We start from the raw sequence: 14035 nt of genomic DNA on the forward strand, positions 1-14035 counted from the left end.
TCTTTAGGGTCTTTGCGTTGCCGCTGCTGCGCGGTGATGAGGCGAACGCACTGGCGCAGCCCAGCAGCGTCGTGATCGACGAACGCACCGCCCACAAGTATTTTGGCGATTCCAACCCGATCGGCCGCACCATGGTCGTGGCGATGGATGCGCCGGTGACCTACCGCGTCACTGGCGTGTTCCGCGACCTGCCGCCGAACAGCGACCTGAAATTGTCGATCCTGACGCCGTTGTCCCACACGCCGCCGAATGACAATTGGTATCATTGGGGCAGTTCGACGCTGGTCACCTATCTTCGCTTCGACAAGCCCGCTGCGGCGCGAAGCTTCGAAGGCAAGCTGGATGCGTTCGTGAACCGGCGTGGTGTCGAACTCGCCGAGCCGGGCAAGCCAGCCACCGACTTCCAGACGTTGAAGCTGCTGCCGGTGACCCGGGTGCATCTGGAACCGGCCGGACAGGAAAGCCAGAGCCGCCGGATCACCGTCGTGACGCTGGGGCTCGTGGGCCTGCTCACGCTGCTGATCGCAATCGTCAACTACATCAATCTGGCTACGGCGCGCGCCGGGCTGCGCGCGCGCGAAGTCGCGATGCGCAAGGTGCTGGGCGCCAAGCGCCGCGCTCTTGTCGGCCAGTTCTTGGGAGAAGCGGTACTGACCGTCGCGCTGGCGGCACTTGGCGGATTGATGCTGGCCGAACTGGGACTGCCGCTGGTCAATGCCGCTGGCGGCCTATCACTCGTCATTCCCTATGGCATCGTCGTGCCCGCGCTCGCCATACTGGCGATCGTGGTCGGGGTCGCGGCAGGCGCCTATCCGGCGATACTCCTGTCGCGCTTTCCGGCAGCGGCGGTACTAGCGTCAGCAAGGGCGCCGGGTGGCGGCCGAGCGGGCATGCGGTTGCGCGAATTGCTGGTCGTCTTCCAGTTCGGGCTGGCGATCGCCTTCATGATCGGCACCGCGATCCTCGTGGCGCAGACGCGGCATGTGCGGCAGACCGACCTGGGCTTCGACCGCGATGGGCTGCTGGTCATCCGCTCGATGGCGGACTCGCTGGTCGAACCCGCGCGCAAGCCCGCTATCGTCACGACGCTCCAGGCGTTGCCGATGGTCCGCAGCATCACACTGTCCAACGCCGCAGTCGGCGGCAGTGGTGAGAACAACAGCGACAACGTGCCGCTGCCCGGTGTTCCCGGGACCGGGCCATCACTGGCGTGGTCGATCGTCGGGCCGGATTTCTTCACGACGCACGGTGCGCGGTTGATCGCTGGCCGCCTGTTCGACGATGCGCATGGCGAGGACGATGCCGGGGCCCGCAACCTTCGCGAAGGCGTGAACATCGTGGTCAATCGCCGCGCGCTGAACAGCCTGCGCATCGGCTCGCCGCAAGCGGCAATCGGCAAAACGGTGGGCGGCGACCGGCCGCGTACGATCGTCGGGGTTATCGACGACATGCGGTTTGATTCGCCGCGCAATCCGGTCGCGCCAACCTATTACCTCTATTATCGTGATCCGACGAAAATCGGCACGTCGGTGGCGACGATCCGTTACGCCGGCGACCCGCGAACGGCGCTGGCGGCGGTGCGAGGCGTCTGGCAGCGGATGGTGCCACAGGTTCCGTTCGTGGGTGACACGGCCGACACGCGGCTGCGCGATTTCTATGAAGCCGATGATCGCGCCACCCGCCTGTTCGGGATCGGCGCGGGGCTCGCGGTGCTGATCGGCTGCGTCGGGCTGTGGGGTCTCGCCTCGTTCAACACGGCGCGGCGGATCAAGGAGATCGGCATCCGCAAGACGCTGGGCGCATCGTCCGCCGATATCGTCCTGTTGCTGGTCGGGCAGTTTCTGCGGCCGGTGCTGCTCGCCAACCTGATCGCCTGGCCGCTGGCGTTCGTGGCGATGCGGACATGGCTGGCCGGGTTCGACGACCGGATCACGCTGTCGCCGGTCTATTTTGTCGGCGCCAGCCTGATCGCGACGATGGTTGCGGTGCTGACCGTGCTCGGCCAGTCGCTCCGGGCCAGCCGCGCCGCCCCGGCCTGGGCGCTGCGCCATGACTGACGGCGGGGCGGTGGTTCCGCTATGACGGGGTATCGCTCAGGGGCGCGGCGATCGTTTCGTGCCAATGGCCGTCCGGATCCTGCCACAGACCGGCTTCGTCCGCGTCCCAGACGATGCGCGTGGCGGCGATGTCGGCCAGAGCGGGCGGTTCGCCGGCGATCGGCGGATGACGATAGGCGAGAAGTTCGAGATGCGGACGCGATATCGGGGGTTCCAGCGGCACGACCAGCGCATCGGGATCGTCAAGGCCGTCCAATGCCGCCTGGGCCGGGCCGTGATTGTGGGTGGCTTTCCCCTCGGCCAGACCGTGCCGGCGGTAAAAGGCACGCGCGCGGGTCCCATCGGCGACGGTGATCGCGCTGTGATCGATGCCCAGGATGCCGCGGCCCGGCCAGCCTGCGGCTGCCATGTTCGGGAATTGCAGGAACTCCAGCGGATGTCCCTCGGGATCGCGACACTTGATCGCGGTGACGCCGCCCGAACTTGCAGGAAGCGTGACGGGGTCGTGCCGGGAGATCGGCGTCGCGCCGGCCTTATCGGCCAGCGCCCAGGCGGTCGCAGCATCGTCGGTGACGATGGCGAGATGCTGAAAGCAGGAGGATGCGGCGTCGGCCGCCATGGGATAGGGACGGCCGGGGCGATCGAACCGTTCGAGCGTGACCGGCGTGTCGCCCAGTTGCATCCTCACCCGCATACCGTGCCCGGTTCTCACCGTGTCGCCGACCGCGAAGCCGATGGTGGCATAGAAACGCATGAGCCGGTCCGGATCGGTGGTGACCAGCCGGAAACCGCGGATCGCGTGCAGCGTCATCGCGACCCCGCATAAGGATGGGTGGAGGCGAACGGCGCGTCGAGAAAGGCGGGCAGCCCCGCGCCGTCCGGTCCGACCACCAGAAGCAGAAAACCGGCGCCCAGCGACAGGTTCTTGCAGAAATCCCAGAACAGCGTGCGGCCCTTGCCATCCGGATCGGCCCAGAAGTCGCCCTGTGCCCAGAATTGTTTGAAGAGGATCGCCGTTGCCGCGCAATAGCCGGCGATGATGAACGCCGCGGCACGGTCGGCAATGCCGGTGACGATGCCGAGCGAGCAGACGATCTCGATGAACAGACCCACCAGGATGGCGGCAACCGCAAGCGGGCGCGGGAACATCTGGCCTGCCTGTCCGACCGCGTGGCGAAAGCCCAGCAGCTTGTCGAACGCGCTGAACGGCAGGAACAACAGCACCATGCCGCAGCGGACCACCAGCGCGGCGATAGCCATGGCCGTCACAGCCGCGCCTTCAGGATATCGGCGACGCGCAGCGCGTTGGCGATGATCGTCAGCGTCGGATTGACCGCGCCGATCGAGGGAAAGAAGCTGGCGTCGGTGACGTAGAGATTGTCCACCTCATGCGCGCGACAGTCGAGATCGAGCACCGAGGTCGCCGGATCGGTGCCGAACCGGCAGGTGCCCGCCTGATGCGCGGTGCCGGCAAGGGGTATGTCCTTGCCGAGATAGAGCGACCGGTCGAGCAGCACTGCCGGCCAGCCGATATCGGACAGCATCTTCTTCAGCCTGGCCTTGAGCCGTTCGAGCGCCTCTGCGTTGGTCGGAGTGACGTCGAGGTGGACGCGCCCATCGCGATAATAAACCCGGTTGTCCGGGTCCGGCAAATCCTCTGCCTGCAACCAGAAGTCCATCGAATGGCGCGCCAGTTCCTCGAACGGCATGTCGGGCAGATGCTGCATCAGGCTGCCGAACGGCGCCTCCCCCTTGATCTGTTCGGCATGGCTGGTCGCGCACATCTGGATCAGTCCCAATGGATAGTTCCAGTCATCGGTGCCGAAATAGAAGTCGCTGAGCGCGAGCGTCTTCTGAAAGACGGTATCGTTCGTCTCCTTCATCACCGCCATGACGATCGCCATCTCATGCCGCATGTAATTGCGCCCGACGAGACCGGATCCGTTGGCAAGGCCAGCGGGATGCGCGTCGCTGATCGAGCGCAGCAGCAGCAGCGCGGACGAGAGCGCTCCGCACGCGACCACCACCGTGTCCGCGGTGTAGCGCTCCGCCTGCCCGCCGCGGGTCACCTGTACCCCGGTGACGCGCCGTCCGCTCGCATCGGTTTCCAGCCGCTCGGCATAGGCGCCGGTCAGCAGCGTGACATTGTCGTGCGCCGCCAGCACCGGGTCGATACACATGACCTGCGCATCAGCCTTCCCGTTCAGCAGGCAGGGAAAACCATCAAAGAACGAGCAACGCATGCAGGTGCTGGTCGGCGTCGCGAAACCATCCTCCTTCTGGTCGAGCCGAATGCCGAGTGGCAGGTGGAAGGGATGAAGACCGATACCGGCCAGCCGGTCGGCCAGTTCCTGCACCTTGGGCTCGTGCCGCACGGGCACATAAGGGTAGGGCGCCGTGCCGGGATCAAGCGGATCCTCGCCGCGGCAGCCATGAACGTGGAACAGCGCTTCCGCCGCGTCGTACCAGGGCGCGAAGTCGGTATAGGAAAGCGGCCAGGCCGGGGAGGTGCCTCCCTTGTGCGCGACCTCTTCAAAGTCCCGCTCGCGCAGGCGAAACAGAGCTGCGCCATACACCTTGGAGTTGCCGCCGACATAGTAATGCAATTGCGGCTGAAACTCGCGCCCATCGCGCGCCACCCATGTTTCATCAGCCTGATAGCGGCCATCGACGAACACGGCCTTTGCGCTCCAGTTCGCCTCTTCGCGCGGCAGATAGTCGCCCCGCTCCAGGATGAGGATGCGCTTGCCGGTAGGCGCAAGGGCCTGCGCCAATGACGCACCGCCGGGCCCGCTGCCGATCACGATCAGGTCATAATGCGTGTCCATTCCTGCCCCCGGAAGTGTAGCAGCCGCAAAACGTCGCTTCGCAGCACAATATCCCTGTGCGACATTCAATCATGAGCTTTCATCTTATGAGGAGTGGTCGCAACACGACATATTACGTGATATCACGCGCGCAGCGAGCTTCATCCCCGCCAAGGCACCTTGTTGCGCGCGTACCAATCTTCCGGTGCTGCTTTCAGATCGGCGATGATCGCCGGCAAGGTTGCCATCAACCGGTGCTTGGGTTCCCAGCCGAGCAAGTCACGCGCGCGTTTGATATCGAGCGCATAGCTGTCGCTGGCAGCCGCCATCATGAAGGGACGCAGGAACGGCTTGTCGGTGCCGCCAAGTCGTTCGGGAAGATGCGGTAACACCTTGTCCTGCACCCATGCCCCCGCCGCAGCGATCGGTGCCGGTACGCGCACCGTCGTCCAGTCCTCGCCGTGCAACTCCTGGCCGATCGCGTCCTGCAATCGTCGATAGGCGGGCGGGTCGGGTTCGCCGAGCAGTATGACGGTTTCCGCCGGCAACCCTGCTCTCCGGTCCACGACCGCGCGCACCGCGCTGGCGACATCGGCATGGTGGATCATCGACTGCGGTATCCAGGTCGCCGGCATAGAGGTGGCTTTCGAGATCGCGTTCGCGAATGCGGGCGATCTGGTGCGCCAGCGTCGGGACCAGCGTCCGCTCGTCATACAGGCCGGCAAGCCGGAGGATCACCGATGGAATGCCGCCATGATGATTGCGCACCACCGCCTCGGCTTCTACCTTCGAGCGCGGATAGGCCCAGCGTGGCTGAAGCGGTCGCTCCTCGTCGACATGGCCGTCAGGCCCGGTCGCCTGCTCGACCAGCATCGTGCTCATGAACACGAACTGCCCGACGCGAAAACGCTGCAGGCCAGCCAGCAGGCGCCGCGTGCCCTCAACCGTCAATTGCTGGTAAAGCGGATTGTCCTCGCCGGTGAAATCATCATAGCCTGCCAGATGGATGACGCTAGCGATCTCCGCGCCATGCTCTTCACGCAAGCGCCGCAGTGCATGCTCGACGGACGTGTCGGCGGTAAGATCCACTGAAATCAGCGGCATGGACGAATCCTTGCCGGCCTGGTCGAGCCCAACGACGGTGTAACAACCGCCGAGCGCGTGACCAAGAACGGTGCCGATCGTCCCGGCCGCACCGGTGATGACGACCAGTGGTGCGCGTTGTTCTGTCATCACTGCATCCTTTGAAGTGCGATAACGGTGGAGCGATCCGGTCGCTCGGCGGTTCCACCATTTATGTCGCCACACGAAGGAAACGATCATGCCCCCATCGTCGCTTCAGCATCGCATCGCCGTGGTCACCGGAGGCGAGTCGGGTATTGGCGCTGCGTGCGTCGCCGCGTTGGCGGCAGCGGGTGCTGATGTAGGCATTTTCTACTTGAAGGATCGCGAGGCTGCGGAGAGCGGCGTGCGGGCGGTCGAGGCACTGGGCGGACGGGGCGTCGCGGTACAGGTCGACGTGGCCGAGGAGGCATCGGTCGAAGCGGGCTTCGACGCGGTCGAGAAGGCACTGGGCGTGCCGGACATATTGGTCAATTCCGCCGGCCTGAACATGAGCGGGGTCAAGGTCGCGGAGATGGAGCTGGCGCAGTGGCACCGGCTGCTCGCGACCGACCTGACCGGCAGCTTCCTCACCTGCCGCCGTTTCGTGCGCGACCTTCAACCGACCGGACGAGCGGGCGCGATCGTCAACATCACCTCGATCCACGCCTTTGCGATGCGCAGCGGGGGCGCCGATTACGACGCCGCCAAGGGCGGGCAGTGCAATCTGACCCGGACGCTGGCGATCGAGGTCGCCGGGCGTGGCATCACCGTCAATGCGATCGCGCCGGGCATGATCCTGACGCCGATGAACCATCAGGCGATGGATGATTCCGCCTATCGCGAGAAGCTGGAGCGCAACATTCCGGCGGGCCGTGCCGGGCGGCCGGACGAGGTGGCGGGGCTGGCGGTGTTCCTGGCCTCGCCGGCGGGCGCGTACATCACGGGGGCGGAGATCGTGATGGACGGCGGGCTGTCGCTGCTGCAGGCAACCGGCGCCTGAACCGCGATTTTACACACTGCCGGAAACTTCGTGTCGCGAGGTGGTTTGGTTGCCTTGCAGGGAGGCATGCAGGATGGATCTGCCGTTCAGGTTCGGGGTCAGCGCGTTTACGACGATGCCATGGTCGTTCGAGCGGGACGTCGCGCACTATGCGCAGGCGGGGGTCGACGCGATCGAGGTGGTGGAGGCAAAGCTGGACGATGATCGCCTTGCCGAACAGATGGATGCGATCACGGCCGCCGGCCTGACCATCAGCGGAGTCCAGCCGCGCGTGCGAACCTTCTTCGCCAGCCGGATGATGCCCGATCCACCCGCGCTCGAAGATCGCGTCGCGGCACTGCGCGGGACGATCGAGCGGTTGGCGAAGTTCGCGCCGGGCGTGCCCTTCATCACCAACACCGGCGCGCATCCCAAAGGCGACATGGCCGAGGCGATGCGCGTGGTGGCACGCGAACTGGGCGAACTGGGCCGGATCGCCGCGGACCACGGCGTGCTGATGGCGCTGGAGCCGCTCAACCCCAGCTCGGTCAATGTGGAAAGCGCGATCTGGACGATCGACCAGGCGCTGGACGTGATCCACGATAGCGGCAGCGGGGCGGTGGGTCTGTGCCTCGATTACTGGAACATCTGGCAGCAGGACGATGTCGAGGGCGCAATCGCACGTGCCGGCGACCGCATCTTCACCGTGCAGGCCAGCGACTGGCGCACGCCGCGTTCCTTTGCCGACCGGATCGTGCCGGGTGACGGTGAAATCCCGCTCGACCGGCTGCTCGCGGCGACCCATGCAACGGGGTATGACCGACCATATGTGATCGAGATCTTTTCGAACGACGTGGCGGACTCGCTGTATGACGGCGATCTGGACGCGGTGATCACGCGCAGCCGCGACGGACTGGCGCGGGCATGGATGGCCGCATGAGCCGCTCCAATATCGACTTTGCGGTCGAACGGATCGACGATATCGCGATCTTCGGCCCCGACATGCTGCTGAAGCGCGAGCTGATGAGCCCCTATGTCTGGCAGGAGCCGGGCGATGCGGGATTCCACATGCTGTTGCGCGCGGTGCCGGCCGAGGGTGCGGCGGAGCAGGATACCGGTCGCATCTGGTACGGACGCAGCGGCAGCGACGGCATGCTGTTCCGGATGGCCGAAGCCCCCGCGATCGTGGGCGGCAATACGCGGGATGCCCATGGGTGCGAAGACCCGACGGTGGTGCAGACCGCCGACGGCTATACGGTTCTCTATACCGGCGTCGATCGCGACGGCGTCGGCCACATGCTCTACGCCACGGGCCCCGATATGGCATCGCTGGCGAAGCAGGGGATCGCGCTGCGCAACAGCAAGACCGAGCGCAACAGCAAGGAAGCCGCCGTGATGCGCGATGGCGACCGCTGGCGACTGCTCTACGAATATGCGCATGACGGTCATTCGCTGATCGGTCTGGCCGAGGGTGACGGCCCCGGCGATCGCTGGCATCACCATGACGATCCCTTCACGATCCGCCCCGATATGTGGGACAATTATCATCTGTCGACCGGGCCGTTGCTGACGCAGGACACGGATTGCCCGATCATGTTCTACAACGGGGCGAACGCCCAGGCGCATTGGGGGATCGGCTGGGTCGCCTTCACCCCCGATCTGAGCGCCGTCGTCGCGCGGAGCGAGGCGCCGTTGATCGCGCCACCCGACGATGTCGATGGTCCGCGCGATATCGCCTTTGCCGCCTCCGCCGTGGTACGCGAAGGGCGGATCTGGCTTTATTATTCGCGTAACGACCGGGAATTGCGTCGCGCCACGATCCGGCGGGTGCGTTGAGGCGTATTGCCGCTCTGGCGATGCCATTGCCCCTGCTGCTGGGCGGCTGTGCTGCGCTGTCGCATGGGTTCCTGAACGCCGCGGGTCCGGTGGCAGACAATCAGCGCCACCTGTTCGCCCTTGTCGCAGTGGTGCTCGCCTTTATCGCGGCGCCGGTGCTGCTGCTGGTGCCACTGATCGGGTGGCATTATCGCCGGGCCAATCGCCACCACGCCTATCGGCCGAAATGGACCTTCTCATGGGGACTGGAGGGCCTGATCTGGGTTCCGCCGCTACTCCTCGTCGTGCTGCTGTCGGTGCTGTTGTGGCGCGCGACGGTGCGTGACGATCCGTATCGCCCGCTGGCGGATGGGCGGGGGGCGGTGGCCAGGCCGCTGGTGGTGCAGGCGATCGCGCTCGATTGGAAATGGTTGTTCGTTTATCCCGATGCGCGGATCGCCGCGGTGGACCAGTTGGCGATCCCGGTAGGGCGCCCGGTACGGCTGGACCTGACCAGTGCGACCGTCATGCAATCCATGCTGATCCCGCGGCTTGGCGGGCAGATCTATGCGATGCCGGCGATGCGGACGCAGTTGAACCTGCGCGCCGATCATGCGGGCATCTATCGGGGGGCGAACGTGCAATATAATGGCAACGGCTTTGCGCGGCAGTCCTTCGAGGTGCTTGCGCTTTCGCCGGCGGAGTATGCCGCGTGGCTCGCACGTGTGCGCAGGGGCGCGCAGCCGCTCGACGCTGGGGCGTGGGCGAAGCTGGCGCGCCGCCAGGTCGCGCCGGCGCCATCCTTTTACGTCGCCACGCCGCCCGGCCTGTTCCACCGCGTGATGCAGGACGCACGGTGAACGGCGCCCCCGTCCTGCCGGCGCTGCTCGGCCGCTTCGCCTGGGAAGACCTGCCGTTCGTGCGCTTCTGGCAACAGCCGAGCCTCAGCGAAGGCATTGCCGCCGCCGCCGCCGCGCTGGTGATCGTAGGGGCCGTGGCGCTGGTACTGGTCCTGACCCGCTACCGCCTGTGGGGCACGTTGTGGCGCGACTGGCTGACCAGCCTCGACCACAAGAAGATCGGCATCATGTACATCGTCATCGCCTTCGTTATGATGGCGCGCGCGGTGATCGAGGCGGTGCTGATGCGCGTGCAGCAGGCGAGCGCGATCGACGCGCCCGGCGTGCTGTCGCCCGATCATTTCGCGCAGCTTTTCTCCACGCACGGCTCGATCATGATCTTCTTCATGGCCATGCCGTTCATCACCGGCCTCATCAACTACATCATGCCGCTCCAGATCGGCGCACGCGACATGGCCTTTCCGTGGATGAATTCGGTGGCGCTGTGGCTGACCGGTGGCGGCGCCGTGCTGATGATGATCTCGCTCGTCGTCGGCAAGTTCTCGACCGGGGGCTGGACCGGCTATCCGCCCTATACCGGCCTCGCCTTCAGTCCTGATGTAGGGCCGGATTACTGGATCTGGGCGGTGACGCTGGGATCGATCGGATCGACGCTGGGCGGGATCAATATCGCCTGCACCATCTACAAGCTGCGCTGCCCGGGCATGAGCCTGATGCGGATGCAGCTATTCTGCTGGACGTCGCTGTGCACCGCGATCCTGATGATCTTCGCGATGCCGCCGCTGACCGTGGCCACCGCGCTGCTCGCGCTCGATCGCTATCTCGGTTTCCACATGTTCACGGGCGACCTCGGCGGGAACATGATGAACTATGCCAACCTGTTCTGGCTGTTCGGCCATCCGGAGGTCTACATCCTGATCCTGCCGGCGTTCGGCATCTATTCGGAGGTCGTCTCGACCTTTTCGGGCAAGCGGCTGTACGGCTATACCTCGCTGGTGATCGCGACGATGGCGATCGCGGTGCTCAGCTTCACCGTGTGGGTCCATCACTTCTTCACGATGGGCCAGTCGGCGAAGCTGAACGCGATCTTCGGCATCGCGACCATGACGATCGGCGTACCGACCGGCGTGAAGATCTATGACTGGATATGGACGATGTTTCGGGGCGAGGTGCGCTTCACCGTGCCGATGCTGTACGCGCTCGCCTTCATGATGACGTTCACGCTGGGTGGCCTCAGCGGCATCATCCTGGCGATTCCCCCGCTCGACTATCTTTTCCACAACACGCTGTTTCTGGTCGCACATTTCCACAACATGCTGATCCCCGGGCTGCTCTACGGCCTGCTTGCAGGCTATCATTACTGGTTCCCCAAGGCATTCGGCTTTCGCCTGAACGAGACATGGGGGCGGATCGCCTTTGTCTGCTGGGTCGTGGGATTCTACCTGGCCTTCATGCCGCTCTACATATTGGGCGCGAGCGGGATGGCGCGGCGCACCGCGCAGATCTTCGAGCCCGATTTCCGGCCATGGCTGTATGTCGCGCTGGCGGGCGCCTTCGTGGTGCTTGCCGCACTCGCCGCCCTGATCGTGCAATTGTGGGTCAGCATCCGCGATCGCCGCGAGACCGCAGTATGGGCGGGCGACCCGTGGGATGGCCGCGGGCTGGAATGGGCGACATCCTCGCCGCCACCCGAATATAACTTCGCCATGCCGCCGCGGGTCGACGGGCCTTATCCCTTTTACGACGGCAAGCATGACGGCCCCGCGATCGCACCGCCCGACCATTACGAGCCGATCGACGTGCCACGACCGAGTGCATTGGGACCGCTCATCGGCATCGCTGCGCTCATCACCGCATTCGGCCTGGTGTGGCACGCCTGGTGGATGGCGATCGCCGGACTGGTCGCCGTGATCGGCGCCGTCATCGCGCGCAGCGTCGTGCGGAATGTCGAGCGTACCCTGTCAGCCGACGCCGTGGAGGCGATCGACCGCCACTGGCGCGACACGGTAAAGGCGACCCCCGCCGTTACCCGCGCGCTGGAAACCAGCGTGGCCAATCGCGGCGTCTCCGCTACCGCTGCGGAGGCCGCCGCATGACCGCCCGCGCGCTGTATCCCGGCCCCGACCTGACCCGCCACGCCGACATGGCCGAAAAGGATGCCGAACAGGGGCTGTTCGGTTTCTGGCTGTTCCTGATGAGCGACGCGGTGATCTTCGCCCTGCTGTTCGCCACCTATGGCGTGATGCTGTCAGGCACGGCGGGGGGACCGACCCCGCGCGACGTTTTCGAGCTGCAGCCCGCCTTTATCGAGACGGGGCTGCTCCTTGCGAGCAGCTTCACCTGGGGCATGGCCTCGCTTGCGCTGAAATATCGGGATTCACGCGCGAGGCTGCTGGCGTGGATGGCGGTGACGCTGTTCCTCGGCCTCGGCTTTCTGGCGATGGAATTGCACGACTTCGCGACGATGTTCGCCAAGGGCGCGATTCCGGCGCGCAGCGGCTTTCTTTCCGGCTTTTTCGCGCTCGTTCCGCTCCATGGATTGCATGTCGCGACCGGCTGCCTGTGGATCGTCGTAATGGCGGCACAGGTGATGACGATCGGCGTCGACGCGCGTGTCAAGGTCAACCTCCTGCGCCTTGGCCTGTTCTGGCATTTTCTCGACATCATCTGGATCGCGATCTTCTCGGTCGTGTATCTGCAGGGGCTGGCAGCATGAGCGCGCGTGCGACCGAGACGCGGCGCTATGTGACGGGGTTGCTGCTTGCGCTGACCCTGACCGGCGCCGCCTTTGCCGTTGTGCATTGGCCGATTGCGGATCGCGGCACCACGCTGGCGGCGATCTTCGCGCTGGCGTTGGTGCAGGCACTCGTCCACTTTCGCTGCTTCCTTCATATCGGCCCGCGCCGATCCTCGCGAGACGACCTGATCCTGCTCCTCTTTTCCAGCCTGATCATAGTGTTGATGGTGGCGGGGACGCTGGTGGTACTGAGCAATCTGGCGACCCGGATGCATTGACCGCGCGCCCGGATTTATTTCGTGCCGCGAGCTGGAACCAACGATATTATCAGGTAATTAGAATGGCATGGCTAGAGCGATTACCGAAGAAGAATATCGCGCCCTTGCAGGTTTTCGCCAGGAGCTGCGGGAATTCCTGTCGTTCAGCGAGACGGCGGCACAGGACGCCGGACTGACCCCGCAGCAGCATCAGGCGCTGCTGGCGATCCGTGCGGCGCCGAAGGCGGTGCTGATCGGCGAGCTGGCGCGGCAACTTGCGTTGCGGCCCAACAGCGTCACCGGGCTGGTCGACCGGCTGGCAAAGCAGGGCCTGGTCGAGCGCCGCGAAACCGAGGGAGACCGGCGGCGTGTTCCTGTGTCCCTGACCTCAAGAGGCGAGGAGCTGATCGAGAATCTTGCCGATGCGCATCGCGGCGAACTTCGCCGCATCCGCCCGCTTCTCGCCAACCTCCTGCTGCGCATCTGAGGGGCGCTGCAAGGTTTCAAGGATCATGGCGACGCTGGCTGCATCGGGTCGTGGCACGATCCCGCGATAGACCAGTCGCTATGCGATAAGCGGCAACGCCTCACAGGTACGCGATGCTTTCATCGTCGTTGCGGCAGATCATCGTGCCGATCCCGGTTCGGACAGGCGGCGGTGAACCTGCGCCGCGGCGGTATCGGGCAGGTGGTGCGCGATCGTGCCCATCACCTTGTTCTTGAGCGTGGGGATGACCTTGTCCTTGCCCGCCATCAGCGCGTCGAACCCTGCCTTGGCGACCATGGCGGGGTCGTCCTTTTTCGCCTGCCCCGCACGGGTATCGTCCATGTCGGCACGGTGGAAGAAGTTCGTCTCGGTCATGCTGGGCATCAGCACGGTGACCGTGATTCCGGTGTCCTTCAATTCGTTGCGCAGGGCTTCGCCGAACCAGCGCAGGAACACCTTGGTGCCGCCATACACCGCCTCGAACGGATCGGGCATCGTCGCGGAGATGGAGGAGGTGAAGAGGATTTTTCCCGCATCCCGCGCCACCATGTCCTTCAGCACCAGCTTGGTCAGTTGCACCGCGCCGCGCACATTCAGATCGATCATCTGCAGTTCGATCGAAAGGTCCGTTTCCACAAAGGGTCCGCCAAGCCCGATGCCCGCATTGACGCACAACACATCGACCGGACGATCGCCGATCGCGCGGTACAAACCCTCGACCGCATCCTCGCGGCCAAGGTCGCCGGCATGGATCGCCACGTCCGCGCCGCTTGTAGCCAGCGTTGCCGCGGCATCGCGGAGGTGTTCGGGATCCTCGGCCGCGATCAGCAGGTCGTAGCCGGCGTCGGCGAACTGGCGTGCAAGCTCCAGCCCGATGCCATTGGAGCCGCCGGTGATGACGGCAAAGGGGCGTGCAGCGTTCATGACAACGA

Annotated in this window: 14 protein-coding genes and 1 pseudogene; 9 read left to right on the plus strand and 6 right to left on the minus strand. The window is 65.2% G+C overall.

All coding sequences use genetic code 11. The features are described 5' to 3' along the window. Positions 1 to 2057, plus strand: a 2057-nt coding sequence (locus Q0U08_RS01025; protein ID WP_298089190.1) for an FtsX-like permease family protein, incomplete at its 5' end; no start/stop codon positions are given. 19 nt (positions 2058 to 2076) lie between these two features. Here Q0U08_RS01025 and Q0U08_RS01030 read toward each other — a convergent pair. The 5 genes and pseudogenes from Q0U08_RS01030 to Q0U08_RS19835 form a co-directional block, all read right to left on the minus strand. Then, on the minus strand, positions 2077 to 2868 hold the full coding sequence (locus Q0U08_RS01030) for a VOC family protein (protein WP_298089191.1): 792 nt from the start codon (positions 2866 to 2868) through the stop codon (positions 2077 to 2079). Then, positions 2865 to 3317: a DoxX family membrane protein gene (locus Q0U08_RS01035; protein WP_298089251.1), complete on the minus strand. Its 453-nt coding sequence runs from the start codon at positions 3315 to 3317 to the stop codon at positions 2865 to 2867. The genes Q0U08_RS01030 and Q0U08_RS01035 overlap by 4 nt, the downstream gene beginning before the upstream one ends. Before the next feature lie 5 nt (positions 3318 to 3322). After that, complete coding sequence (locus Q0U08_RS01040) at positions 3323 to 4885, minus strand: FAD-dependent oxidoreductase (protein ID WP_298089193.1); 1563 nt, start codon at positions 4883 to 4885, stop codon at positions 3323 to 3325. A gap of 140 nt (positions 4886 to 5025) precedes the next feature. Next, positions 5026 to 5499 carry a hypothetical protein gene (locus Q0U08_RS01045; RefSeq protein ID WP_298089195.1) on the minus strand — a complete coding sequence of 158 codons (474 nt, stop codon included), beginning with the start codon at positions 5497 to 5499 and terminating at the stop codon, positions 5026 to 5028. A gap of 37 nt (positions 5500 to 5536) precedes the next feature. Beyond that, positions 5537 to 6187 (minus strand): annotated as a pseudogene (locus Q0U08_RS19835) (NAD-dependent epimerase/dehydratase family protein); the annotation flags it as partial. Here Q0U08_RS19835 and Q0U08_RS01055 point away from each other — a divergent pair. From Q0U08_RS01055 to Q0U08_RS01090, 8 genes are all read left to right on the plus strand, one after another. Further along, positions 6186 to 6968, plus strand: a complete 783-nt coding sequence (locus Q0U08_RS01055) for an SDR family oxidoreductase (protein ID WP_298089198.1) — start codon at positions 6186 to 6188, stop codon at positions 6966 to 6968. The pseudogene Q0U08_RS19835 and the gene Q0U08_RS01055 sit on opposite strands and share 2 nt — an antisense overlap. A 73-nt stretch (positions 6969 to 7041) precedes the next feature. Further along, positions 7042 to 7887, plus strand: a complete 846-nt coding sequence (locus tag Q0U08_RS01060; RefSeq protein WP_298089199.1) for a sugar phosphate isomerase/epimerase — start codon at positions 7042 to 7044, stop codon at positions 7885 to 7887. Next, a complete protein-coding gene (locus Q0U08_RS01065; RefSeq protein WP_298089201.1) occupies positions 7884 to 8783 on the plus strand; it encodes a glycosidase in 900 nt (299 codons plus the stop codon). The genes Q0U08_RS01060 and Q0U08_RS01065 overlap by 4 nt, the downstream gene beginning before the upstream one ends. Positions 8784 to 8803: 20 nt before the next feature. Then, a complete protein-coding gene (locus tag Q0U08_RS01070) occupies positions 8804 to 9622 on the plus strand; it encodes a cytochrome ubiquinol oxidase subunit II (RefSeq protein ID WP_298089203.1) in 819 nt (272 codons plus the stop codon). After that, entirely contained in the window at positions 9619 to 11718 is a 2100-nt protein-coding gene (locus tag Q0U08_RS01075) for a cbb3-type cytochrome c oxidase subunit I (RefSeq protein WP_298089204.1), read from the plus strand. The genes Q0U08_RS01070 and Q0U08_RS01075 overlap by 4 nt, the downstream gene beginning before the upstream one ends. Then, the gene (locus tag Q0U08_RS01080; RefSeq protein WP_298089205.1) at positions 11715 to 12338 is read left to right on the plus strand and encodes a cytochrome c oxidase subunit 3; all 624 of its coding nucleotides are present in this window, start codon (positions 11715 to 11717) and stop codon (positions 12336 to 12338) included. Before Q0U08_RS01075 ends, Q0U08_RS01080 begins: the two co-directional genes overlap by 4 nt. After that, positions 12335 to 12637: a cytochrome C oxidase subunit IV family protein gene (locus tag Q0U08_RS01085; RefSeq protein ID WP_298089207.1), complete on the plus strand. Its 303-nt coding sequence runs from the start codon at positions 12335 to 12337 to the stop codon at positions 12635 to 12637. Before Q0U08_RS01080 ends, Q0U08_RS01085 begins: the two co-directional genes overlap by 4 nt. A gap of 67 nt (positions 12638 to 12704) precedes the next feature. Next, the gene (locus tag Q0U08_RS01090; protein ID WP_298089209.1) at positions 12705 to 13103 is read left to right on the plus strand and encodes a MarR family transcriptional regulator; all 399 of its coding nucleotides are present in this window, start codon (positions 12705 to 12707) and stop codon (positions 13101 to 13103) included. 138 nt (positions 13104 to 13241) lie between these two features. Here Q0U08_RS01090 and Q0U08_RS01095 read toward each other — a convergent pair whose 3' ends face one another. After that, on the minus strand, positions 13242 to 14027 hold the full coding sequence (locus Q0U08_RS01095) for an SDR family oxidoreductase (protein WP_298089211.1): 786 nt from the start codon (positions 14025 to 14027) through the stop codon (positions 13242 to 13244). Between the last annotated feature and the right edge of the window lie 8 nt (positions 14028 to 14035).

This window comes from uncultured Sphingomonas sp., from assembly GCF_946477935.1.
Classification (GTDB): domain Bacteria; phylum Pseudomonadota; class Alphaproteobacteria; order Sphingomonadales; family Sphingomonadaceae; genus Sphingomonas.

Bases quoted from the DNA above. Each gene is read 5' to 3' on its own strand.
- Q0U08_RS01030 (WP_298089191.1), bottom strand. From the start codon at position 2,868: ATGACGCTGCACGCGATCCGCGGTTTCCGGCTGGTCACCACCGATCCG.
- Q0U08_RS01035 (WP_298089251.1), bottom strand. From the start codon at position 3,317: ATGGCTATCGCCGCGCTGGTGGTCCGCTGCGGCATGGTGCTGTTGTTC.
- Q0U08_RS01040 (WP_298089193.1), bottom strand. From the start codon at position 4,885: ATGGACACGCATTATGACCTGATCGTGATCGGCAGCGGGCCCGGCGGT.
- Q0U08_RS01045 (WP_298089195.1), bottom strand. From the start codon at position 5,499: ATGCCGGCGACCTGGATACCGCAGTCGATGATCCACCATGCCGATGTC.
- Q0U08_RS01055 (WP_298089198.1), top strand. From the start codon at position 6,186: ATGCCCCCATCGTCGCTTCAGCATCGCATCGCCGTGGTCACCGGAGGC.
- Q0U08_RS01060 (WP_298089199.1), top strand. From the start codon at position 7,042: ATGGATCTGCCGTTCAGGTTCGGGGTCAGCGCGTTTACGACGATGCCA.
- Q0U08_RS01065 (WP_298089201.1), top strand. From the start codon at position 7,884: ATGAGCCGCTCCAATATCGACTTTGCGGTCGAACGGATCGACGATATC.
- Q0U08_RS01070 (WP_298089203.1), top strand. From the start codon at position 8,804: ATGCCATTGCCCCTGCTGCTGGGCGGCTGTGCTGCGCTGTCGCATGGG.
- Q0U08_RS01080 (WP_298089205.1), top strand. From the start codon at position 11,715: ATGACCGCCCGCGCGCTGTATCCCGGCCCCGACCTGACCCGCCACGCC.
- Q0U08_RS01085 (WP_298089207.1), top strand. From the start codon at position 12,335: ATGAGCGCGCGTGCGACCGAGACGCGGCGCTATGTGACGGGGTTGCTG.
- Q0U08_RS01090 (WP_298089209.1), top strand. From the start codon at position 12,705: ATGGCTAGAGCGATTACCGAAGAAGAATATCGCGCCCTTGCAGGTTTT.
- Q0U08_RS01095 (WP_298089211.1), bottom strand. From the start codon at position 14,027: ATGAACGCTGCACGCCCCTTTGCCGTCATCACCGGCGGCTCCAATGGC.